The sequence below is a fragment of the Aquimonas voraii genome (assembly GCF_900101825.1).
Classification (GTDB): Bacteria; Pseudomonadota; Gammaproteobacteria; order Xanthomonadales; family Xanthomonadaceae; genus Aquimonas; species Aquimonas voraii.
The window spans coordinates 533,314-555,645 of sequence record NZ_FNAG01000002.1 but is presented as its reverse complement, the minus strand read 5'-3'; the positions used below and the strand labels follow the sequence as shown (position 1 = coordinate 555,645).

Sequence of the window (22,332 nt, the reverse complement as noted above, 5' to 3'; positions counted from 1 at the left end):
CTGCGCACACCGGCCATTGAAGCTCGATGCGGCGGAGGTGGCAGCAGGGCTGCAGCGCTACCGCGCGAGGCGCCGCAGCCAACGCTGGGCGAAGTTCTCCGGCGCGACGGGCTGACCGATCAGGTAACCCTGCAGCACATGGCACCCGAGTTCCGGCAGCAGGTTCCGCTGGACTTCAGTCTCGACGCCCTCGGCCACCACCTCCAACTGCATCACTCGGGCGATATCGAGGATGGAGCGCACGATCTCGCGCTGGCGCAGATCTGCGCACAGGGCGAGCGTGAAAACGCGATCCAGCTTCAGGACATCGGCCGGCACCTCGGTCAGGTGCACCAGCGAGGAGAAGCCGGTGCCGAAATCATCGAGCGCAATGCGCACCCCCAAGGCTCTGAGTCCACTGAGGTTGTCACGCACCTCGCGCGACTGGTTGACCGCCATGGATTCGAGAATCTCGATCTCGATCCGCTCTGGCGACAAGCCGTGGCGCTCAAGGGCCTCACGCACGCGAACCACCACCGGCGTACGTTCGAACTGGATCGGCGAGAAGTTGATCGAAACGCGGAAGGGCGGAAAGCCCTGCGCATCCCACTGCTTCATCTGGGCACAGGCCTGCCCCAGCACCCATTCTCCGAGCCAGGTGGCAAGGCCCATCTCGTCGAGCAGATGCACGAATCTCCCCGGCAGCACCATCCCGCGCTGCGGTGACTGCCAGCGCAACAGGGCCTCGGCGCCAACCAGAGCGCCTGTTCGTGCATCCACCTTGGGCTGGAAATGGAGCAGGAACTCGTTGCGCTGAATGGCCTCGCGCAGTTCCTGGGTCAGTTCGAAGCGGTCGCGCGTGGCCGCCGTGATGTTGCTCGTATAGAAGCCGTAGCCGCCGCGAACGCGGCGCTTCGAGTCGTACATCGCTTCATCGGCCATCCTCAGCAGATCCGCAGGCGTGGCCGCATTGTCCGGATAGAGGGCGATGCCAAGGCTGGCCGAGACAACCACGGACTGCAGCCCCAGCTGGAACGGCGAGTCCAGCTCAGATTGCAGATCGCGCGCGATCCGATCGACCGCCGCGAAGGCGGTATCGGCGGCGAGGTCGGCGATGACGATCACGAACTCGTCTCCGCCGAGTCGGGCGACCGTTGCCTCAGCGCGGACCTGACGGCTCAACCGCGCCCCGAACTCCATCAGCAGCAGGTCACCCTCCGCGTGCCCCAGGGTGTCGTTGATCTGCTTGAAGCGGTCGATGTCCAGGAACAGCACGGCGAGCGCGCGGCCGTTGCGGGCTGCATGGCCGATGGCCTGCTGCAGACGCTCCAGCAGCAGCATGCGATTCGGCAAACCCGTCAGAGCGTCGTGGTGGGCCTGCTGGTAGAGACGACGCTCGCGCTCGATGTTCGCCGCCGAGAGCGCCATGCGGTCGGCGAGCGAACGCCCGAGCTGCATGATCTCGTCGAAATTCCCGGGCCGAGAGGCGAACCCCATCAGAAGCGCGCTGTCCAGCTTGCGGTTCAGAAGCACCGGAAACAGGAGCAGACAGGCAGGCGAACTCCCGCACAGGGCTTGCAGCGCCTCCGCGGGCAGCGCCGAGGCAGGAATCTCGTGGCAAGCACTGCCGCTCGGAAGATCCGAAATGCAATGACGATCCACGCGGATGCGCGACCCGGAGGCCTCACGCGATTCGCCCCTCTGCTGGCACAACAGCTCCGCGGATCCATCCGGTTGCAGCATGAGCCCCCCTGCGTGGGCGTCCGGCAACACCTGCGACAGACCGGACAGCACCGTGTGGGCGACCGTCTCCCTGCTCGCCGAATCGAGTACGGCGCGATCCAGCGCCGACAACAGCCCGAGCACCTCGAACTTCTGCTCAAGCCGCATCGCCATCAGGTCGAAGGCCCGCCCCAGTTCGCCGAACTCATCGTCGCCGCGCACCTCCGAGCGTGCGCCAAGCTGCCCGGCGGACAAGCGCTTGGTGCTCGCCTGCAGCTTGAGGAGCGGAGCGATCTGCTGGCGGATCTGGCTGTTGGAAAGGCCGACCGCCAGCGCGATCGCCAGCAGCACCACGGCTGCAAAAACCAGCCTGTAGGTGGCCAGCGAGGCGAGTTCTGTCGACTTGGGCGTGGCCACCATCACCACGAAGCCCGGGCTGTCGAGTGCCGGCAGAAAACGCGCTCGCCAGAATCCCAGCAGGAAGGCTTCGCCGCCGATCTGGATCTCGCCAACGCTGGCGTTGTGGTCGCTGGCGGCAACCGGAATCGCGGGCACCCCGGCCTCGGCGAGCCGGCGCGTGCAGTAGAGCGCTTCACCCTGAAGTGAGAACACGCAGGCGTGCTCGGGCCGCGAGTCCTTGGACCAGAACCCATCAGCGTCGAGTCGGCCGATCCAGAGCGTCGACTGCACGCCTGACCAGAATCTCAGTTCGGGGGCCGTGCCTGGGCGCAGCGCGAGGGAAACGCCCGTCTGCCCGAGCTCAGGTCCAGCGGACTTCTCGGCCCATTCGATCGACGCGAAGCCCGCGAGCTCCGGGACAGGGTCGAGCCCGCCCTCCTGCACGGCCTGCTGGAACTCCGAGGCATGCCGGTTCAGGCTCTCCACGAGGCTCATGCCATAGGCCTTGCTGTCCAGCATCAGACGATGGTGCGCCGCCGCCGTGAGGGTATTGCCGACCTGGATGTAGGCATACAGGGCGACGCCCGCGAGTGGCAGTAGCGCCGCCAGCAGGAAGCGGATGAACAGCCGTCGGCCAACCGGACTTCTGAGATGGGGTTCGAGCAAGGGTCAGTGATCCTCGGCCTTGCCGATAAAGCTGCCATTGCCAGCCCGGACGATGTCATCGCGCGCGCGCGCGCCGGTCAGCTGGGTCTGGGTTCGGCCATCCTTGCCAACGCTGTAGAGGTCGAAATCGCGGTTCAAGGGGTTGAGGTTCTTGTCGCGACGTACCGCACCTGTGGGCGGGCGCGGCACCACGTCGATGGGAAGGTAGCGGTACGGACGCTTCCAGGGATCAAGCTGCGGGAGCGAGTCGCTCAGCTCGCCAAGGCTGGCGGGATAGGAGCCCGAGGTGGTACGCCGGCGCTCCAGCGCCATCGCGATCTCGCCGATGTCGCGAACCGCCTGCGCCACATAGGCGCGCTCGACCGCCCGCTGGTAAGCGGGCACCGCGAGCATGGCCAGCGCCGCCACGACCACGATCGTGATCAACAACTCCACCAGAGTGAAGGCCCGCTGCCTGCGCGCGCGCCGTTGCATGCGATCTCCCATTGAGTCCACCCGAGCGCGCGGTGTGGCGCATTCATCCGCTTTCAGGCGTTGGCGGAGTATGCGTGCACAAGGCGTCTCGCGCGAACGCGACAAGCCACCAACCACCCCAGAACTGCAAACGAATGCAAAAGGCGCCTCACGCAAGGCTCAAGGCGGCGGCGGAAGCGAGGCCGGCCCAGCGTCCAAAGCGCAGCCCCGGCGGAGTTGGCCAGCCGATTTCCGCAGCTGCGCGACGCCCTGATCAAGCGGGGAAGACCGAAGCGGAAGCCTGCGCCCGCCAGCGACCCGCCGCGCAGGCGATGCGACAGCGGCGGCCCCACTGGTCGAAGGGCGGCGCGCCGAGCCTGCAGCAAATGAAGCGCTGACCCGCCGTTCACGGCTGCCAACATGATCGGCCAGCTCCACCACCTTCGGCTCGGTCTGGCGGTACGGGCGGTCGACCCTGAGCGCGTGCACCCGCGCGACGCGGCATAGACCGGCTCTACCACATAGGCGATCTGTACCGGCACGGCCGACACGTCGCACACGGGCGCGGCGCTGGCGCGACCCGCGCGGACACCAGAACCGGGCGGTCCCACGCTGGCAGACGAGTGCAGTCGGCAGACACCGCGAAGCGGCTCAGCCCTCCTCGTCGCGCGAATTGATGCCGCGCCGGGCACCTTCACCGCGCGCCGGGGGCAGATCGTCGTTGATCTTCTGCAGCTTGCCGAGGCTGTCCGGTTCGCCCTTGCCCGTGGGTGCCGAACGTGACACCTCGTCCGCAAAGTCCTTGCCGCCGGTGCTCGCTGTCCCGCTGGAGTCGCCCGGCTCGATCGCGGATGCGGACGCCTCGACATCACCACCCTCGCCGAACAGGATGCCCACGGCACCGGGCCGCGCCAGCGCCAGCTGGGACATCGGCTGCCGCAGATGCGGCCCCAGCAGCCGACTCCAGGCGCGATCCATCTGCGCGTACTCATCCGCACACAGTTCGGCGCGTTCGGAGGGCAGCTCCCAGGACGCCGTGAGCTCTTCCGCGGCCTCGGGATCGCTGCCGTAGGCCCAGCACAGCAAATTGAAGTAACGCTGTTCGTTCAGGGCATGCACCCCGGCAAAGTCGGCCGCACCCACCTCGCCGCTCTCGGTGTAGTAGGTGGCCGCATAGCCCAGCACCGCATCGGCGTCGCCTGCGCTGATCAGCATCCAGGCGGACAACTGGTCGACCACGTCCTCCTCGCGACCGGTGATGGGCAGATCCAGCACATGCACCAGAGCGTGGCCCACCTCGTGCAGCAAGGTGCCCATCCACGCGCCGGTCAGCGCATCGGACTCGACCGACTCGTCCTCGAACTGGCCATCGAGCACGCCGGCCATGTCCTCCATCAGCTCCAGACACATCTGGATCTCGTAGGCCTCGGGGTCGTAGTAGGCGTTCGACTCACCACACTCGACAAGGCGAACCGAGACGTTGCGCGGCAACCGTAGTTGGGCATTCAGGGCGGCGACCGCATTCTCCAGCAGCGCCATGCGGCCCAGGCGTTCGGCCTCCGCCCGCAGCACACGCGATTCGACCTGCGGCGGCTGCACCTGGAAGCCCTCGGCGCGGGCGTCCAAGGTGGCCAGAAGCCCCGGCGCGAGTAGCACCGCGGCCGCGGCGGAAGCCCATCGAGACATGCTCAGCTCCTCAAGCGCAATCGGTGAAGGTGCCCAACAAGACGACCGCCGCAGGGTTCACGGCGCGTCCGCCACCCGCGCGGCGTTCCAGTTGAACAGGAAATCGCGATGCTCCGCCCAGGTCTGCCCCACGGCCTGATCGTCCACCAGGCAGACCGCACTGTGATAGGGGCCCGTTCCATCGCTGGTGCGAAAGCTTGCACACAGGCGACCGCGATCGAATTTCCAGCGCCCGGCCTCGATGGCGCTGTTGTAGAAGCTGCCCGCGACCGTGCCATCGTCCTTCAACTCCAGCTGCATGGGCTGGGTGTAGACCTTTCCCGGCTCGCTGGCCAGATCGACGCTCCAGTCACCGCTCAAACCGTCTTCCGCCCGCGCCGGTGAGGCCGCGACGAGAAGACTCACCAGCACAAGGAGAGAACGCAGCATGGGGACGAACTCCTGGATTGAGGGATGCCGCTGGCACTGTGCCCCAGCGCGTGTGAGTGCGGATGCAAGCAGCAGACACCGGGAGTGCGCAAGCCCCAGGTCGCTGGCAGAGCCCAGGCTCTGAAGAGAGCGCAGGGCAGCGCCCCCAACGACGCATCGGCCAGCATTCCGCCGCCCTTGAATGCGGACACACAGCAGGATCGATTCGGCTTCGCGCCGAGGACTGTCGTCGGCGATCAGCGCCCTGCTTCAACATCCATCAAGGACAAGGCCAAGTTCGCGTCGCGGCCATCCTCAGCCCACCAACACTCCGACCGGGAGACGACTCAACGCGGCTGCAACAGGTTTCCGTCGCTGCGTCGGCGACGCGGCCCGCGAGACATCCACAGCCTTGTTGAGGATTGGACGCCAGCCAGGCGACCAACGCCGACCCAGGCAAGCGGTGGCTCTCCGTCGGGCACGAAGACACCGCGCAGCCAGAGAGACTTGAAGCAGATGCACGACCTCAGAGAAGAAGTCAGCGCGGGGACTTGGCCTTGAGCAGATCCGCCAGCCCTGCAAAGGGGTTGGAGGTGGCCGGCTCGATCCGCTCCTCAAGCCCCATGCTGTTGCCCAGCTCGATCTGCCGCTGGTGCTCGTTGTCGTGGCAGTACAGGCAGAGCAGCTCCCAGTTCGAGCCGTCTGGCGGGTTGTCCTGGTGGTTGTGGTTGCGGTGGTGCACGGTCAGCTCGCGCAGATTGCTGTGGCTGAACTCGCGCGCACAGCGGCCGCAGACCCACGGGTACATCTTCAGCGCCTGCTCGCGATAACCCAGGTTGCGCTCGCGCGCGCTGCGATGCGCGGCGGCAACAATGGCATCGAGCTTGGCGGAATCGATCGCTTTCATGGCTACCTCCTGGAGCTTCAGCCTACAGCCTTCGCGAAGGACAGCCAGACGCAGTCCATCGCGCACGCGGACCTCGGCACCCCTCGGGTTGACGCATCGACCCGCTCGATCGTCGCAGGCCCGCCCCCCCGGACGACGGACACCGACGGCGCGTCATCGCGCTGGATGCCACGCCCCCCATCGAATGAACGCGGCCTTCAAGCCCACGCGGCTAGGCTTCACGGCCCTTTGCCACCCCACAGGACACCCGCATGGCCACGACCACCCTCGACTCCATCAAGCACCGCGTTTCCGCCAACGCCTTCGATCCCACCCACGTGCTCTCGCGCGAAGAGATCGAATCGCTCGTGGCCTACGCGCTGGAGGCCCCCTCCTCGTTCAACCTGCAGCACACCCGCTTCATCGCCGTGATCGACCCGGCGCAGAAGGCCAAGCTCAAGGCGCTCAGCTGGAACCAGGCCAAGGTGAGCGACGCCGCCGTCACCTTCATCATCCTCGGCGACACCCAGGCCCAGGAGAAGCTGCCCGACCTGATGGCGCGCGCGGTGCAGGCAGGCCACATCGACCAGGGCGTGGCCGACTGGTTCATCAACGGCGCCGCCGGATTCTACGGCGACTACCAGAACGAGCGCCTGGTGCGCGACGAAGTGATCCGCAGCGCCAGCTTCGCCGCCATGAACCTGATGCTCGCGGCCGATGCCATGGGCTTCGCCAGCGGCCCGATGATCGGCTTCGACAGCGCCGGTGTGCAGGCCGCCTTCAACATCCCCGAGCGCTACGTGCCCGTGCTGACCCTGGCGGTGGGCCGCGCCGCCGAGGGCAACTGGCCGCGCAAGCCGCGTCTCGCGGTGTCGGAAGTGCTGGCCTGGGATGAAGGCAAGACCTTCTGATTCGAGGTGACGCACGAGGCCGCGTCGGCAGACGCGGCCTCGCACTTTGTAAAGTCGCTGGGCGTGAGCCGATGGTTCAAGACAGGCCGGCAGACCGGCGCGGAACCCGCTGGATGGTCGGTTGGCCCGGCACAGGGCCCGCCGCAGCGCGGGCGGCCTGTAGACGTCGGCGCAGCGTGAGGCACCTCAGGGCAGCGGCAGTACGCAGACGAAACGGGCCCCGCCCCCTGCCCGATTGAAAGCAGTCAGACTGCCGCCGTGCATGTCGACGATGCTGCGCGCGATCGACAGGCCAAGCCCGGTACCGCCAGCTCCACTCTTGGTTTTCGAGCTTTGCGAAAAGCGGTCGAAGATGGCTTCCAGCTCGCCGCTCGGAATGCCGGGCCCTCGATCCGCCACCTCCACCTCGACCCGGTGCATGGTCGCGTCAACGCGCACGTCCACCTCGACCGTGGCGTCCTTCGGCGACAGCCGAACGGCATTGGCCAGCAGGTTGCGAAGCACCTGGGCCAAGCGCCGCGGGTCTGCACGGATGGGGATCTGCTCGGGCTGTCGCAGCGCGATGTGCACGTCGCTGCGGGACCTGAGTTCGAACTCATCCACCACAGCGGCGACCAGGTCGGTGAGCTCGCAGGGCTCAAGGGCAACGCTGAAATTGCCGTAATCTATCTTCGCGGAATCCAGCAGATCATTGACCAGATTCAGAAGCTGGGTGCCCTGCTTGACGATGCGCGTCGCATAGCGGTGCGCCTCCGAAGCTTCGTCGTCCTGCGACCGTTCAACCAGAAGATCGGCGAAGCCCAGAATCCCGTGCAGCGGCGTGCGAAGCTCGTGCGACATGTTGGCGAGGAACTCGCTCTTCGCCCGGTTGGCCGCCTCGGCCGCATCCTTGGCCAGTTCCAATTCCTGCGTGCGCTGCGCGACACGCTCCTCGAGCCGCGCATTCGCGGCCTTGAGCTCGGCCTCCATGCGGCGTTGCGAGGTGACCTCCCAGTTCAGACCCGTCATGGAGACCGGCCGCCCATCGGCGCCGCGCGTGACCCGGGCCATGGCGTGGATGACGTGGATGGAGCCGTCGGGCCAGATCACGCGGAACTCGGTGTCGTAATCCGCACCGCCCTGCAGCGCCGTCTGCAGCGCCCCGGCCGCTCGTTCCAGATCCTGCGGATGCACCCGGCTCGCCCAGGTGTCGTAGACGCTGCGCTCCTCGCGATCGCGCACGCCATACAGCGTGTACATCTGCTCATCCCAGAGCAGTGCGTCGGTCGCGAGTTCCCACTCCCACACGCCGATTCCGCCGCTCTCCGTCGCCAGGGCGAGTCGCCGGTGTGCGCGCTGAAGACTTTCTCTGGCGGTCCGCTCGGCGGTGACGTCGCGGAGGATGCCCACCATGCGCGAGGGCTCGCCTTCCGCCACCTCGAACACCCGCCCAACGAGCTCGATCTCATGGTTCGACGCGTCCGGCCAGCGCGTGCGATAGCCCACCCGATAGGCCGATCGCTTGCGCAGGGCGTCGCCAATGACCTGCTCGACGTGCTCGCGATCCTCGGCGTGCACGCAGGACAGCCAGAAGGCATACGAAGGCTCGGCGGAAAACGGTGCCACGCCGTGCAGTTCGAAGGCGAGGCTGTTCCAGTAGGTCCGCCCGCTGTCAGGCTCGAACGACCAGATGCCGAGCTGGGCGGCCTCGGTCGCGGTCTCCAGGCGTTTCTGAGCCTCCAGGAACGCGCGTTCCGAGCGCCGGATCCCGGAAACATCCACCCCCGTGCTGATGAAGACCTCATCGACGGGAATGCTGGTCATCTGCAGGGTCTGGTCCGTGCCCTCGAAGTGGACCTCCCAGGAGTAGGGCTGGCGCTCGCGAAAGATCTTTTCGACGATCGGTAGAAAGGTGGCCGTAGCCTCTACCCCCGGAAAGATCTCGTCCGTGGTCAGCCCCTTGATGTCGGCGAGCGACTTTCCCCACGCCTTCAGCGCTGCGGGATTGGCGTTGAGCAGGCGCCAGGTCTGGATGTTGCCGTCGGCGTCCCGCACCAGACGCCAGATGTGGACCTCATGCAGGATCTGGTTGAACACCGTCTCGTAGAGCGACATCGGGTCGGGCGTGTTCGCCTCGTCCGGAGCTCCACCGTTTGCGTTCATCCGGCCCCTCGTGGTCGACCCGACGCGAGCATCCGCCGGTGGCCAGAGCATGCAACGCGCGTGCCGAGCGTAGTTGGTCTTTGCAGTACACCCGCGTGATCCGTCGCCCCCGCCTCAAGGGTCGAACCGCTCGGGCGGGCACCGACGACGCGTCGATCCAGGTGCGTGATCGGGCCGTCGATCCGCTGGGCGCCCGCCGGACGCGCGCAGGCGAACCGCCCAGCCGCGCGACAGGCGACTGCCCTCACCCGCTCTTGCCCGTGGCGATCGCCGACGTAGAGTGCGCGATCGCCCTGCAGCGTCCGCCGCGCCGGGGCATCGATTCAGGAGGGATCGGGCTCGAGGAAAGGTCTGACATCGACCGCACGCCGACGGTCATCCACGGCCAGCAGATCCTTGAGGATGGCGGTGTGGCCCTGCCCCGCGATCACGATGACACGCCGCCCCGGCGCCGCGGCCTTCTGGATGTTGGCGTACATGCGGAAGTTGCGATGCCACCAGCTGGCGGACGCATCGGCACCGGCGAAGCCGTCGGCCGCGCCGACCGCATTGGTGAGCAGATACAGGCCCTTGTTCTCGGCATCGCGCGAGGGATCGCTGGCCAGCTTCAGCAGCTCGGGCAGGGAAAGCGTCGCCTGCTCGCGCCCCTGCTCGGCGGACAGCGACTCGAAACGTGACTGCACGGCCTGCCGCGTCTCCGGGTCGTGGGCGTCCATGTAGTCGAACATCGGCTTCGCATTCCAGCCCACCGTGGTTTCGTCGAAGCAGGTCACGCCGGAAAGGCCCGCCAGCTGGGCCACGCGGAAACCGACCTGATAAGTCTCGTTGCTGGGCAGGTTGAAACTGCCCTCCACGAAACCGCGGAACTGCTGGTCGTATTCGGCTTGTTCGGACGGGCTGCACTCGGTCAGCACGTCGGTGGGCGCGAAGCCAGCCAGGCGCTGCGCCAGCCCCTGCAGATACGTCTGGTTGGGCGCAGTGGTCACGTCGATCACGCCGGACTTGACCATATCGAGGCCCGGGTTGGCGAAGTGGAACATGCCGAACAGCATGACCTGTGCGGGTTCGGCCGCTTCGGGCGGCTGGGGCGCATCGGCTAAGGCAGCGAGAGGCGGCGCAGCGGCAAACAACACACAAAGCAGAACAGGCAGGCGCATCGAGGATCTCACTTGAGGGGCTCATGGGCCTCTGATGCGCGGACAACTCGAAGGGTTTAGAGAGCGCGCGGCCACGTGCCGGCAAGAACACCCCTGGGCCCGCGGCCGCCGTTGGGCACCCCACGCGGCCCCCTTGCGCGACGTGCTTGCGCAGACAGCACATCCGGCATGTGCTTCCGTGACGAAGCAAGCTACCGATTCGAGGGCTTGTGCGTGTCATCCCGCTCACGCGCAGCCACAGCGCCCTGATCTGGCGCGGGCATCCATGCGGGTCGATGGCGCGGTGGTCCGGTCTCACTCGTGTCGATTCCCATCAGGCGACCGATCTGGGCCAAGGGCCAGAGCCAGATGGCAAGCGGCGCCCACGCAAGATGCCAAAGAAACTCGCCCGTCAGCCCAAGAAGGCTGGTGGAGGAACGCGAGGACCAGCGATCGTGCTGGAGGATGCGGCGCTCAAGCGCCACAGCGCGCTTCGCCGCACGACAGTCGGCCTTGGCCTGCTCCCTTTCGATTCGACGACGCTGCGCGCGACTCATGGTGATCCACCTCCGAACCCCGCGACGGAGAGCATCCACCCGTGTGACAGCACAGGCGCTACGCGGTCCTGCCCATGCCAACCCGCGTCGGCGACGGCACAGACAGCGCGGAGACTCAGTACCAGATGGCCATCGGCAGCCCAGCGCGGTCGACGGCCGGCAGCGAGGACAACGAGCCCGCGCAGCCCGCGGCAATGCGCTCGGCGCTCCACAGCGCGGCCCGCGCATCCACGACATCGTCGGCCGCAGCCAAGCGTCGCGGCACTGACGCCACCAGCGACTCCACGGCGCCCTGCCCAAAGTGCTCGCCCAGCAGCCGCATCCGCAGTGCCCGCCCTTCATCGCTGCGCTTGTTCGGCACCAGGGTCACGCCGGCAATCATCGCCGCGAACGACACCTCGCGATGGACCTCACGCACACGGCGGCGGGCCTCGGCATCGCCGCGCAGCAGCGTGTCCCACTCACGGATCTTGGGAAGCATGCCGAAAGCCTGAATGCTTAACCTCCTTCCATTCTCGTCGAACAAGCGGATCGGCGCCGAGGCCTCGGCGTGGCTCTGCGTATCCAGCGCACCGCGCACCGGCGCTGAGAACAGGCTGCTGGCGCTTGCCCCCCACGACCGATTGCGCCAAGGCATCAGGCGGGCGGGCCTCACGATCCGACAGCCCCATCGGAACATCCACGGCGATGACATCGGCCTACGCGTGCGCGGAAACCAGGTGTTCGGCTCGGGCGTACAGATCGAACCCGAAGGCCTCGCCCAGGCGCCAGACCGCAAACCAGCCGGACTTGGCGCCGTCGACGCCGAAGTGGGCGTATGGGTGGGGTGACATCGAGGTCCTCATCCGTGTTCCAGCGATGGGCGGCAACGCTTCGCGTCGGCGTAGGGGCGCGGCGGAACACACCGAAGCGGCAGTTCCCTCAATCCGTTCACGACAGCTGACCTAGACCCGCAGCCGGGAACAAATAGGGAAGCTTTCCGCTGGTCACGATTGCGTGACGCGCGTCACGCATTCTACCGTCGACGCGCCGCTAAGACATTCGGCCTCGTCGCTGCCCTGTTGACCATCGGCCACCAACACGCAAGCAACAAACTGCTCTGAACAGCTCGCGCTGTCGATGCAGCTCCTCGCTCCGAATACGCCCCAACAGACGCGCTGAAAGACGCCCGAAGGACGATGCATGACCATCAAGACCGAGAGGCCAAACAACACCAAGGGTCTACTCTTCTATCCCTTCGCTCAGATCGTGAAGCAGGAGGGCCCCAGCGAAGGAACGTACGCAAATGGCTATCCGAAAGGATGCGCAATTCACTTCACGGCTGGACGAGATGCAACCGAAGCCGATGCAAGAAACAGCCTCGATTGGGGACACCGCCAGGGGTGGAACTTCTTCGTCATAACACCTGAAGGTAGAACGCTGCAGTCATTGCCACTCAACAAATGGGCACATCACGCAGGTGTCAGTAAGTGACCAGGCCTCGGACGAGGCGTTAGCCGGCATCTCGTTGGAATTGAAGTCGCGTGCGCAGGCGCCGTTGAAAAGAAAGCAAACGGCACGTGGAAGCCGTGGTTCAATGCAGAATACGCCGCGGAAGAGGTACGAACCGTGAGTGGAACGAACCACGGCTGCCAATCAGGAACGTTTAGAAAGTTCCGCCCCGCCCAGGAAGAGGAGCTTGTGGATCTCATCTGCTGGCTGAAATTCAACAATCCAGAGCTATTCGACTTTGATCTCGTCCTGGGACACCACGAGGTCTCCGGAATGCAAGGACTTGGCTACTGGCGAAAACCGGACCCCGGCGGCTCGCTATCCATGTCTATGTCGAACTTTCGATCGCACCTGAGGCGGGAGTATGAGCAGAGATACGGGGAGATCGCTCTTTCCTGAACTGCGAAGAGCGATGCCTGAGTCGTAAAATCCGGTGCGAGCCGCTCCATTGATCATCCTTCGAGTTTTCAAGGTGGCGGGCTTCGAACCTGAAACTCGATGTCCAGGTGGCTACTTTTCTGCGGCAGCAATTGATGAAAACGGCATCTGGATCGAAGTCGCTCTTCTCACCGCAGCCACCCAATCCGGGGCCGACCCTCGTCATGAGTGAGACGTCTATCTCCATAATGCTTGCGGCAAGGGCGCACGGGTTTCACGTGCCAAACGTTCGCGCAGAGCATCTAGGTGTTTTCGAGTTTTTTTAGGGGGACTCATGGACAGTGAAGTTTTCGCGAAAGCGAAGGAAATCACCAAAAAACTTGGCGAGCCGATCGACAGTGCAGCACTTTCATTGGATGTAGCGCGCGCCGGCGCCGATGAGGGCAAAAACTTCGCCCCGATCGCAGATGTTCGCTTCCAAATCGAAGCCGGTTCAGAAGTGGCAGTCTCAGTTTTCAATGCATCGAACGACGCAGACGATCTTGCCATGTACGGAGCACCACCAACTGCAGACGCACCCTCCGGCATCGCATGGCGGCCCTTGCTGCAGTCGACTCCGGACGTTGTTTGGCTGCGCTATCGGGCCAACTGCCACGTGAAGATTGGGGCCTCCGCCAGCGCCGGCCTGACAAAGTTCAAGGTCGACAGCGGCGCCGCGCTGACGGTGGCTACCTACATGCCGCATCGAAAGTCCCGAGGGCGCTTTCCGACGGTGGCCAGCGCGGTCGCATCCGACTTGACGAACCTACCGCATGTATTCGCCCCCCTGCACCTAAGGACACTTACCGAGGATCAGGTTGTAGCGGTCGAGCTCGGCGGGACCCTCAACCTGAGCATTGATCTGGACTGGGCTGATGTGCTGACCGGGCTGAACGATCCGATCGCTGGTTTGGCGCTTGGCCAGGCGGCGCTGGCGCCGAAAATCGATGCCAGTGCCAAGGTCCGTTTCGCGCTGGGCCTGTCCGGCCTTTACCGAGTAGCCTTCCACGGCCTGCCCGACGGTTGGATCGAATTGCAGCTTCTGACAAATCGACGTCGCCAGATGGATTTGGGCGTGGAGCTTGGATTGGACGTCGCCTTTGACAACCCGGACGCCGCTGAAGCCGTTCTACCCGAACTGGCCGGCGAACTACTCGGTGGGGACCCACAGGCGCTCGCTAACTGGAAAGCATCAGTCACAGAGCTGCAAGCTGACCTCAAGGTCGCCTACGATTCGCTACTGGCCGAGTTGATCAAGCCGGGGCATGCACTCGAACGCTACCTTTCGAGGCTTCAGCTGGAAAGTCGCCTGCAGCGCCTGCAACACATCCAGCAGAAGGTGAATGAGGCGCTGGCCCAGACACCGGTTGTCGCCGAGGCCGCCGCGCCCCTTGCAGAAATGCTCGGCTTGACGATCGTCGAAGCAACCAAGCTGATCGATGGAATCCAGGCGCTTCCAGGGAAACTGAAAGCACTCGGCACAGAACAAGCAGAGAAACTATGGCGAGCAACTGGCCTGACCCGGGTTGAAGAGCGGCTCGGCTACGCGCTGAACCAGCTGGAACGGCTGGAATCGATCATCAAACGCGTCGCCAGAGCGCAGCTGAAGCTGCGCTTCAGCTACGAGTACAGCCGTACAGAGGACAATGCCGCGCTGCTATCGATCAAGCTTGCCTCGGGACAGTTGCCAGATCTACTGCTGGAGCAGATCCATCACGCCGCCCTGAACTTGGATGCAGCGTCGATTCTGACATTGGCGAGCGAGCATCCCAAGCTGATGACGGACGGCCTATTGCTCGGCCATTCAATATCCGAGCACCGTCGGTCCTTCGGCTTCACCCTCGGCGTCGATCGCTGGAGCGTCGCACTGAACTGGCTGAAGACGCGAAAGCGGGTCACTCTGTTCCGCCAAGTCCAAGGTGAGCAACGCCAAGTCTGCCACAGTCTGCTCGGCCAGCGAAGCTATGACGGCAAGGGCTTCTCCACGTTCAAGCAATATGCCGGCGAGGTGCTCTTCGGCATGCCTGAGTACCGCGCCGAAAACGGCGCGGATGGAGACTGGACCGTTGCGCTTGGTCTCCGCTGGTCACACACCTACCCGAAGTTGGAGCGGCGCGATCTGGCCGAGGCGCTGGACCACGCCGAACTGTGGGCCGCAATCAGCGATCTGCAATTGTCCGACCTGCAGCAACGCTTGTGGCAGGAACTGAGCGGCAAGCGCATCCGCGCGCGTATAGAGCTGAGCCTGGACTCGGCCAGCATCGTTGATGAACGGTTCAAGGCGCTGCTGCGCGGTGACCTCAACCCACATTGGGCGCGAGCACTGGCTGGTGCGTTGCTGCAAGCCGGCCGGCCGGAACGCGCGCTGCTGCGCGAACGCGAGCGCTTGTATGCCGGCGTCACGGATGTGCTTATGCAGCCGCGCTACATCGGACTGAGCGCACTGCCCGAGAAGGTGGTCTCGCGCATCCGGTGGGGACTACGAAATACCGGCGCAAGTCGGGAGCTGATCGATTGGGAAATGGCAGAGCAGGCCGAAACCACCCTGGGCGCATTGCACTACCAGCTCCGTTTCGACAAGGGCTTCCTGCGCAGTTGGTCCCGCATGGCAAGCTCCCTCTACCAGCTAGCATCGGCAGATGATTGGTCAGTCAGCACAGGACTCGAAAAGGGCCAAGAAGTCATCGATATGCTCGATCGTTCCTGGGACGACCACTATTCCCAGCGCGCCTTTGGGCGACTGATGGTGCTGCTGCATCGGGAAGCGGGGCTTGCGAGTGGGTTGAGAGCGAAGCTGCGTTTGGAGCAGGTGTCGGAGGACGAAACTGTCGTTGCCAGCAGGTTGGTGCTGGGATAAGCACTCGCGGACCTCAAGAAATATCCAATGCAACTAGCGCGACCATTGACCTATGGCAACTCCTAGCTTTATGACCACCGATCCTGAGCATTTCAAACAATGAACAAGACACCCCGAAATACTTCACATCGACTTTCCCGCCCCTAAGCGGGAACGACCGCCAAATCGACTATTCTTCGAAATTCGTTTCGCAACTCACCTGGCTCTAGACTAGAAAAACCCCAAGCATATGCCCCTTTTTTAGGGACAACCATCTTGATGTGATTTGACCCTCTGCATGTCTACGGGCAAGGATTAATGCCTCATTTCTGCAGAGGTGTTGTCGAGAAATGAAGGCTGTGTTCTGACCACATCAAACCCACCCAAGAACTTCGCTCCAATTTTGTGGAAGGACCATCAGTATGGCTAGAATCATTTACGTCCACGGAATCTTCCAAAAAAAGGGTCCCGAAGACCTGAAGCAGCTTTGGGATCTCGCCCTTGCCGGAAAAGACCTGGGTCCGAGGACCTCGATGGCTTACTGGGCCGACCTCGTGCCCGCGGACTCACCAAAGGACGCAGCGGGAACCGGGAAAAGAGGTGCGTCGAAGTCCAGCGATCGGGGTATCGCGTTGGAAGCCCTTCAGGGCACGTCCGTGGCGTCAAACGAGGACGCGCTCGCCTTCGCCCAAAACCTGCTGGACGAGATAGGCGCATCGTCCCCGCCACCGACACGCCGGAGCGGAAGCTACGGGACGCGCGTCCTTCCGTTCCCGCGCTGGGCACGGGTGAGACTCAGCCGCAGCCTTATCGAGAAGTACCTGCGGGACACCGCGATCTACCTTTTCGACGAAGCCAAGCGGAAGGACATCCGGCAACGATTCAAGACCGAACTGCTCAAGGCAGCCCCCGGTGCTGTGGTCGTCGCGCACAGCCAGGGAAGCATGATCGCCTGGGATGTATTGAATGCACTCACCGACGCCGAGGCAAAGAAACTCGGCAGCATCACCCTCGTAACCCTGGGTTCCCCGCTTGGCCTGCAGGAGGTGCAAGACCATCTGGCCACGCTGGGCCACGATGAGCTGCGCAGGCCACCCGCCGTAGGCCGCTGGTTCAACTTCGCCGGCGTCCTCGATCTCGTCGCATTCGACCGCCGGCTCGCAACGGATTTCTCGCCGCGGGGTCAGATCGATCCGAAGATCGAGGACAAGACCCTCTTCGCCCTGAACCCAGACAGGGCCAACGGCAGCCTGACGCACGGAATTTCGCTCTACCTCACCCACAGCGATGTCCGTCGGGTAATCGGTCGCGCCTCGGGCATGGACACGCACGCCTCGTTCGTCATGGCCAAGGATGTAGCGCAGCAGATCGAAGTTGAGGGCCGCCACCCGGTCCTCATCGAAGTTCTGGAAGCCCCTCCTGAGGGCTGGGAGGAGGGCCAAGGCACGCCAAGCGAACAGGTGGCCGCGAAGCTCGCCGCAATGCTCAAGAAGCACAAGGACGAGGCCTGCATCGAGCCCCTCACGAGGTTTGTCGCCGCACGGCTCACCGCCGATGAACTGATGAACGTGGCGAGGGAGCGGAACCAGTACCGGGTGTACGCGATCTGGAGGAACAGCCGAAAGCGCGCACTTGCCGCCAAGCACCCCACCCGTTTAACGAGCCCAGTTCAGGCCTTGCCCTCGCCCTCCGTCCGCGCGCTGCAAATCGACGCAGCTCGATCCGCCTACGCTGCCAAGGGCGCCGGCGTCACTTGGGCAGTTCTCGACACGGGCGTGCAAGGCGACCACCCCCATTTCGCCGCCCACGACACCCTCAAGGAAATCTGGGACTGCACGAAGCTCGGTCCCCCACGACGCGTTCTCGCTGCAAAGGCCAAGGACGTAGACGGGCACGGCACGCATGTGGCGGGGCTGATCGCCGGTTGGCCGGATGATCCTTCCGTGCCTGCATCGTCCGCGGCGCCCGAAGCGAAACTCGTGATCTACAAGGTGCTAGACGACGATGGGTCGGGAGAGGATGCCTGGATCATCAAGGCCCTCGACCACATAGAACAAGCCAACGCCGGGCACAGCCGCCTCAGCATCCACGGCATCAACCTCAGTCTGGGCGGGCCGTTCGACGCCGACACTTACGGCTGCGGCCACTCCCCTATCTGCGCCGAGCTGCGCCGCCAATGGCGCGGCGGCGTGATCGTGGTCGTCGCCGCCGGAAACGAGGGCACGATCGAGGTTGAATCTCAGGGCGAGGACCTCCGGATCAATCACAGTCACTCTATCGGTGACCCCGCAAACCTCGAAGACGCCATCGCCGTTGGATCAGTCAATGGCGACAAGCCGTACCTGTACGGCGTGTCCTCATTCTCTTCGCGTGGCCCGACGGCAGATGGCCGGTCTAAGCCCGACGTTGTTGCGCCCGGCGAGCGAGTTCTTTCCTGCGCCGCCCCAACATCAAACACGCAGGAATTCCCGGGCTACCGCGAGGAAAGCGGGACCAGCATGGCCGCGCCCAGTGTTTCCGGACTGCTGGCGGCCTTCCTCTCGGTTCGACGCGAATATGTGAGCCGACCTGATGAGGTCAAGCAGATCTTGCTGAAGCACTGCAATGACCTGCGACGCGACCGCTACTCGCAGGGGCACGGCTTGCCGAACCTGATGAAGATGCTATTGGAGAGCTGAGTAATGCCAACCGCTGTGTTCTCGGGTGCGGGCCTCTCGAAAGCTCTGGGCTACCCTATCACCAGCGAACTTCTAGACAGGGCGATGCTCGCCGCGGAGAAAAAGAGACTCGGAGGAGCGAGATCAAATAACGCCGACTGCGATCTGTTTCTGAGCATGGTGAAGCGGGCAGCGCCGGGCCTCAGCGAAAGGCCCGATCTCAGACAGCGGGTTCTCATTACCGATCTGTTCTCCATGGTCGAATACTGCATTGCCACGGACGAACCCCTCGGGAGCCTTACTGCGACTGAACTCATCGAGTTCCGTCGACTATTGAAATTCGCGATCTCCGAAGTCTTGGTCGCAGCCGGCCCATCCGATGAAGCCGACAAATTGCTGACAGCACAGCAGACAGATCTCAAGAAATCAATAGCCAATTGGCTTCTCAGCCTGGGCAATTCGGCCACACTGATTACCACCAACTATGACGTCGAAATCGATCACGCCGTCTATGGCGCGATCGAAAGTGGCACCCCCAATCCGGACCGAATCGCCACGAAAGTCGATCTTGGATTCGAATGGCGTGACGTCCGCAGCCATGGCCAGATTCACCCAAGACCGAAATCACCAAAGTTCAGCATCTTCAAGCTGCATGGCTCGCTCGACACCCTGCGATGCCCAACCTGCGGGCACGTCTATTTCAACTGTCTCGGCACGATAGCTTGGCAGGCGTTTAGAAGACAAGTGGATTACAACAACACCTGCCACTGCAGCGAATCTCGCCTCGATGTTCACATTGTTCCGCCGACATTTGTCCGGAGAGTGCCCGATGCAAACCTTTCCGGCATATGGAGAAACGCGATCGAGCGCCTCCGCCTTGCGGACCGGTGGGTCTTTATCGGCTACTCACTACCCCCAGAAGACATGGCAATTAGATCACTTATACTTCGCGCCCTTTTTGCGAGAAAAAGCCCACCGGAAATCCATGTAATCAGCAAAGGACCAGAAGCGAATCATCGGTACGGCACGCTGTTTCCCAAATATCGATGCTACGCGGAGGGGGTGGAAGCGATGAGATTCAGTGAACTCTAGTGCTCACCCATCCGCGCGATGGTATCCACCAACACCGGTTGAGATACCTCAAAAGAGTGCAACGACCTCCGCAGAATGGGCCGGCAATTGATCTGCCACTCGGTTCTCGGGACCGTCCGTCTCCGCGCTGATCCGGCCACGCGATTACGCGATCCAAAGCGCATCCCGCACCACCACCTGCCAGGCGCCTTCCGGCGTGCGCATGAGCAGGTAGATCAACCCTCGCCCGCAGGTTCCGCCGCAAGTGTGCTCTACGAGGACGACCGCCCAGGTGCCATCCTCGGAGAGGACGGGAAGCGACGTCCGCACATAGCCAGCCGTGCCTGGGAAGGCGCGATAGAACTCCGGCCACCACCCACGCCCCTCCCCGAACACGGCATCGATTGCCGCTTGAGGCGTGAAGCGCACGTACGGGCCCGTAACCTCGGGCAGGGTGCTTGGCTGACGGTTGGCCTGCGAAAGCGCCAAACGCAAGGCGCGCGGAATCCGGAAGTCGGCGCCCGGCAAAGTCAACGCTTCGTCCGAGAGCGTGGTCGGGCAGCCTGCTGCATCCGCCTCCCAGATGGTGCCTGCGCACATCTCCACCGTGCGATCAGACAGCAGCACAGGCCAGCGACGCCGCATGCCGCCTTGAGCAATGTCGTCCTCTGGAGAGAGCGGCGCAGGCTCGAACTGCTCGTGCTCCAACACGGCCTGCACGATGGCGACGGTGTCTGCCGCGCGCGCAAGCCTTGGGCTCGGAGGCTCGATCAGGTGAGTACGCAGTTGATCTGCCGCCCACGCCTTCAGCAGATCACCGAAAACCCACACGCCAAAGAACGCGCTCAGACTGACGAAGATCAGAATGACTCGGTGGGCACGCACGGCATTTAGAAGAGTCGTCATGGTCAAGCTCAGTCCTGCAGCACCGGGTGCATGCTCGACCGTAGGATGCAGGCCGACGATGGCCCGCTTCAACCGACACCTGGGAAGCGAAGCACATCGCTCTCGTGCTGTTCGCGCTGCTACCTGTTGAGCCGCGGCTCAACAAACGCATGCTCGCGGTGGCAGTCGAACTCGCGGCGCTGGTCGGTGCTGAACGCGCGCGCACTTCAGCGTCGTTGGGTTGAGGCCCATGCGGAGGAGTGACCAGCAGGCTCCGCCGCGCCAGAGCATCGGCTACCCTGGCAGCGTTCACGAAGGGAGCCCGGGCGTGCCCGAAGGTCAAGACTGGTCGCGGGAAGAAGTCGAAGCGTGCGTCGCCGACTATCTCCGCATACTCACGTTGCAGCTCAATGGGCAGCGCTACAGCAAGGCCGAGCACGCGCGGCGGCTGCTCGCGCAGCTTGACGGGCGCAGCCGCGCTTCCGTCGAGTTCAAGCACTGCAATATCAGCGCGGTGATGGTGGCGCTGGACTACCCGTACATCGAGGGCTACAAGCCGCGCGGCAACTTCCAGGCCCTGCTGATCGACGTCGTGGAGGCGCAGCTGCAGAGTGCCCCCGCGCTTCAGGAGGCCGCGCAGGCGGCGGTGCTGCGTCCTGCCGCGCCGGCCATGCTGGAGTCGCTCGAATCCGTCTGGGTTCCACCGCCGCGCGCGCAGCGCGTCGCCGAAGTGCCGCCTGCCTATGCGCCACGCTTCCTTGCGGCGCGGCGCGACTACATCGCCCAGGAATCGCGCAACCGGTCCCTGGGGCGCGCAGGCGAGCTGTTTGTCGCCGAACTCGAGGCCCGTCGCCTGCATGCGGCGGGCCAGCCTCGGCTTGCCGATCGCGTCGAGCACGTGGCCGCGACGCGCGGCGATGGCCTAGGCTACGACGTGCTCTCCTTCGATGAAGGTGGACTCGAGCGACTGATCGAGGTCAAGACCACGGCCTTTGGCGAACTCACCCCGTTCTACGTGAGCCGGAACGAGGTCGCGCGCTCGGAGGCCGACGCTCCCAGCTACCACCTGTACCGTCTGTTCGACTTCCGCGACCGCCCGCGGCTCTTTGATCTGCCCGGAAGCATCCGCTCACGCTGCGATCTTGAGGCGGTGACCTTTCTCGCGCGGATCGCCTGACTAACGGGCGGGCCCGTTGGTTGTCCTCGGGCCATGCGCCGCTTTGCGCTTGGTAACACCCCTGGCGGCTACCCGTACGGTGCCCGGCTATTGGCTTGGCTTGACCACACGCCAGCCCGACGCTGTTGGATCGAGACGGTAATCGGCAGGCAAAGCACAACTGGCGAGGCCCCGTTACGGCGTGCCCCAGCCGACCGCGTCGCGCATGCGCGCCCAGTCCGCGGCCACGCGCGTCGGATCACCACGGGACCGCATGTTGTAGCCCATGCCCCCGGTATGGGCCTGGCACCACACATGCGTTTCCTTCCAACGGAATGGATGGTCGATGGCCGCGCCAAGCGGGCGCACTGCACGCAGTCCACAGGCACTCCGGAGCGCGTTGAACGTGGCAAGGCCGATGCACACCACCAACTCGGGGCTGACGATCTCGATCTGCGGAAGCGCATACTCCCGAGCAGCGCGGCGTAGGTCCCGCGTCGGGATGTAGGCGCTCATGCCACCGGGCTTGATGAAGGGAAACAGGTCGGTAGCAAACGTCTCCCCAAGTGAAAGACCGAACGTCTGCAGCAGCAGGCGCTTGAGGTTGCGATTCGTTGGGAGGTTCGGCAGCTGGCCGTGGCGGACCATGTCCTCGTCCACCGGAGCAGATATGGCATCGTGGGAGATCCAGTCCTGCAGCATCACCATGATGCGCGCGTCGAGGTTGCACGCGGACTTGGAATACGGGCAGACGTGTTCCGCCTCGTAGACGCCGTCATGGTAGTCGGCGATGCGCGTGTAGCCCGGCCACACTTCCCGGCGCCGCTTGTCCACCAGTGACCGCATTCGCTCAGCTTTTACGCTCATGGGAACT

Annotated in this window: 16 protein-coding genes and 1 pseudogene; 6 read left to right on the top strand and 11 right to left on the bottom strand. The window is 64.2% G+C overall.

Translation table 11 applies throughout. The features are described from left to right. Positions 1-57 precede the first annotated feature (57 nt). The 5 genes from BLP83_RS06970 to BLP83_RS06950 form a co-directional block, all read right to left on the bottom strand. Entirely contained in the window at positions 58-2,766 is a 2,709-nt protein-coding gene (locus tag BLP83_RS06970) for a putative bifunctional diguanylate cyclase/phosphodiesterase (RefSeq protein ID WP_091240532.1), read from the bottom strand. Between the two features lie 3 nt (positions 2,767-2,769). Beyond that, positions 2,770-3,240 (bottom strand): prepilin-type N-terminal cleavage/methylation domain-containing protein, encoded by a 471-nt coding sequence (locus BLP83_RS06965; protein WP_176764046.1) that lies wholly within the window; start codon positions 3,238-3,240, stop codon positions 2,770-2,772. Positions 3,241-3,870: 630 nt separating this feature from the next. Next, positions 3,871-4,905 carry a DUF4344 domain-containing metallopeptidase gene (locus BLP83_RS06960; protein ID WP_091240527.1) on the bottom strand — a complete coding sequence of 345 codons (1,035 nt, stop codon included), beginning with the start codon at positions 4,903-4,905 and terminating at the stop codon, positions 3,871-3,873. 57 nt (positions 4,906-4,962) lie between these two features. Further along, the gene (locus BLP83_RS06955) at positions 4,963-5,334 is read right to left on the bottom strand and encodes a hypothetical protein (protein ID WP_091240524.1); all 372 of its coding nucleotides are present in this window, start codon (positions 5,332-5,334) and stop codon (positions 4,963-4,965) included. A 517-nt stretch (positions 5,335-5,851) separates the two neighbouring features. Continuing rightward, positions 5,852-6,220 carry a YajD family HNH nuclease gene (locus BLP83_RS06950; protein ID WP_091240522.1) on the bottom strand — a complete coding sequence of 123 codons (369 nt, stop codon included), beginning with the start codon at positions 6,218-6,220 and terminating at the stop codon, positions 5,852-5,854. 251 nt (positions 6,221-6,471) lie between these two features. Here BLP83_RS06950 and BLP83_RS06945 point away from each other — a divergent pair, with 251 nt between their 5' ends. After that, positions 6,472-7,110 (top strand): nitroreductase family protein, encoded by a 639-nt coding sequence (locus BLP83_RS06945; protein WP_091240519.1) that lies wholly within the window; start codon positions 6,472-6,474, stop codon positions 7,108-7,110. 186 nt (positions 7,111-7,296) lie between these two features. On the opposite strand, the gene BLP83_RS06940 is transcribed toward BLP83_RS06945, so the two are convergent. The 4 genes and pseudogenes from BLP83_RS06940 to BLP83_RS19225 all read right to left on the bottom strand — a co-directional run bounded on the left by BLP83_RS06940 (position 7,297) and on the right by BLP83_RS19225 (position 11,778). Beyond that, on the bottom strand, positions 7,297-9,252 hold the full coding sequence (locus BLP83_RS06940; RefSeq protein WP_218121214.1) for a sensor histidine kinase: 1,956 nt from the start codon (positions 9,250-9,252) through the stop codon (positions 7,297-7,299). Between the two features lie 323 nt (positions 9,253-9,575). Further along, positions 9,576-10,409, bottom strand: a complete 834-nt coding sequence (locus tag BLP83_RS06935; protein WP_143006577.1) for a DUF5694 domain-containing protein — start codon at positions 10,407-10,409, stop codon at positions 9,576-9,578. 651 nt (positions 10,410-11,060) lie between these two features. Next, positions 11,061-11,616 (bottom strand): annotated as a pseudogene (locus tag BLP83_RS06930) (DUF429 domain-containing protein). Between the two features lie 27 nt (positions 11,617-11,643). Next, a complete protein-coding gene (locus BLP83_RS19225) occupies positions 11,644-11,778 on the bottom strand; it encodes a hypothetical protein (protein ID WP_281187107.1) in 135 nt (44 codons plus the stop codon). A gap of 349 nt (positions 11,779-12,127) precedes the next feature. Between BLP83_RS19225 and BLP83_RS18210 the strand changes: the two genes are divergently transcribed. The 4 genes from BLP83_RS18210 (at position 12,128) to BLP83_RS18205 (ending at position 19,438) form a co-directional block, all read left to right on the top strand. Then, positions 12,128-12,418, top strand: a complete 291-nt coding sequence (locus tag BLP83_RS18210) for a peptidoglycan recognition protein family protein (RefSeq protein WP_143006576.1) — start codon at positions 12,128-12,130, stop codon at positions 12,416-12,418. 730 nt (positions 12,419-13,148) lie between these two features. After that, positions 13,149-15,710, top strand: a complete 2,562-nt coding sequence (locus BLP83_RS06925; protein WP_143006575.1) for a hypothetical protein — start codon at positions 13,149-13,151, stop codon at positions 15,708-15,710. 401 nt (positions 15,711-16,111) lie between these two features. Then, complete coding sequence (locus BLP83_RS06920; protein ID WP_091240510.1) at positions 16,112-18,367, top strand: S8 family peptidase; 2,256 nt, start codon at positions 16,112-16,114, stop codon at positions 18,365-18,367. A gap of 3 nt (positions 18,368-18,370) precedes the next feature. Further along, positions 18,371-19,438, top strand: coding sequence for an SIR2 family protein (locus BLP83_RS18205; RefSeq protein WP_143006574.1), 1,068 nt, complete (start codon positions 18,371-18,373; stop codon positions 19,436-19,438). A 144-nt stretch (positions 19,439-19,582) separates the two neighbouring features. Here the strand turns inward: BLP83_RS18205 and BLP83_RS06915 are convergent, their stop codons facing one another. Beyond that, positions 19,583-20,329: a hypothetical protein gene (locus tag BLP83_RS06915; RefSeq protein WP_143006573.1), complete on the bottom strand. Its 747-nt coding sequence runs from the start codon at positions 20,327-20,329 to the stop codon at positions 19,583-19,585. Positions 20,330-20,630: 301 nt separating this feature from the next. Between BLP83_RS06915 and BLP83_RS06910 the strand changes: the two genes are divergently transcribed. Further along, complete coding sequence (locus BLP83_RS06910; protein ID WP_218121213.1) at positions 20,631-21,479, top strand: protein NO VEIN domain-containing protein; 849 nt, start codon at positions 20,631-20,633, stop codon at positions 21,477-21,479. 174 nt (positions 21,480-21,653) lie between these two features. Here the strand turns inward: BLP83_RS06910 and BLP83_RS06905 are convergent, their stop codons facing one another. Further along, positions 21,654-22,325: a hypothetical protein gene (locus tag BLP83_RS06905; RefSeq protein WP_091240504.1), complete on the bottom strand. Its 672-nt coding sequence runs from the start codon at positions 22,323-22,325 to the stop codon at positions 21,654-21,656. Positions 22,326-22,332 lie beyond the last annotated feature (7 nt).

Bases quoted from the DNA above. Each gene is read 5' to 3' on its own strand.
- BLP83_RS06965 (WP_176764046.1), bottom strand. From the start codon at position 3,240: ATGCAACGGCGCGCGCGCAGGCAGCGGGCCTTCACTCTGGTGGAGTTG.
- BLP83_RS06960 (WP_091240527.1), bottom strand. From the start codon at position 4,905: ATGTCTCGATGGGCTTCCGCCGCGGCCGCGGTGCTACTCGCGCCGGGG.
- BLP83_RS06955 (WP_091240524.1), bottom strand. From the start codon at position 5,334: ATGCTGCGTTCTCTCCTTGTGCTGGTGAGTCTTCTCGTCGCGGCCTCA.
- BLP83_RS06950 (WP_091240522.1), bottom strand. From the start codon at position 6,220: ATGAAAGCGATCGATTCCGCCAAGCTCGATGCCATTGTTGCCGCCGCG.
- BLP83_RS06945 (WP_091240519.1), top strand. From the start codon at position 6,472: ATGGCCACGACCACCCTCGACTCCATCAAGCACCGCGTTTCCGCCAAC.
- BLP83_RS06940 (WP_218121214.1), bottom strand. From the start codon at position 9,252: ATGAACGCAAACGGTGGAGCTCCGGACGAGGCGAACACGCCCGACCCG.
- BLP83_RS06935 (WP_143006577.1), bottom strand. From the start codon at position 10,409: ATGCGCCTGCCTGTTCTGCTTTGTGTGTTGTTTGCCGCTGCGCCGCCT.
- BLP83_RS19225 (WP_281187107.1), bottom strand. From the start codon at position 11,778: ATGTCACCCCACCCATACGCCCACTTCGGCGTCGACGGCGCCAAGTCC.
- BLP83_RS18210 (WP_143006576.1), top strand. From the start codon at position 12,128: ATGACCATCAAGACCGAGAGGCCAAACAACACCAAGGGTCTACTCTTC.
- BLP83_RS06925 (WP_143006575.1), top strand. From the start codon at position 13,149: ATGGACAGTGAAGTTTTCGCGAAAGCGAAGGAAATCACCAAAAAACTT.
- BLP83_RS06920 (WP_091240510.1), top strand. From the start codon at position 16,112: ATGGCTAGAATCATTTACGTCCACGGAATCTTCCAAAAAAAGGGTCCC.
- BLP83_RS18205 (WP_143006574.1), top strand. From the start codon at position 18,371: ATGCCAACCGCTGTGTTCTCGGGTGCGGGCCTCTCGAAAGCTCTGGGC.
- BLP83_RS06905 (WP_091240504.1), bottom strand. From the start codon at position 22,325: ATGAGCGTAAAAGCTGAGCGAATGCGGTCACTGGTGGACAAGCGGCGC.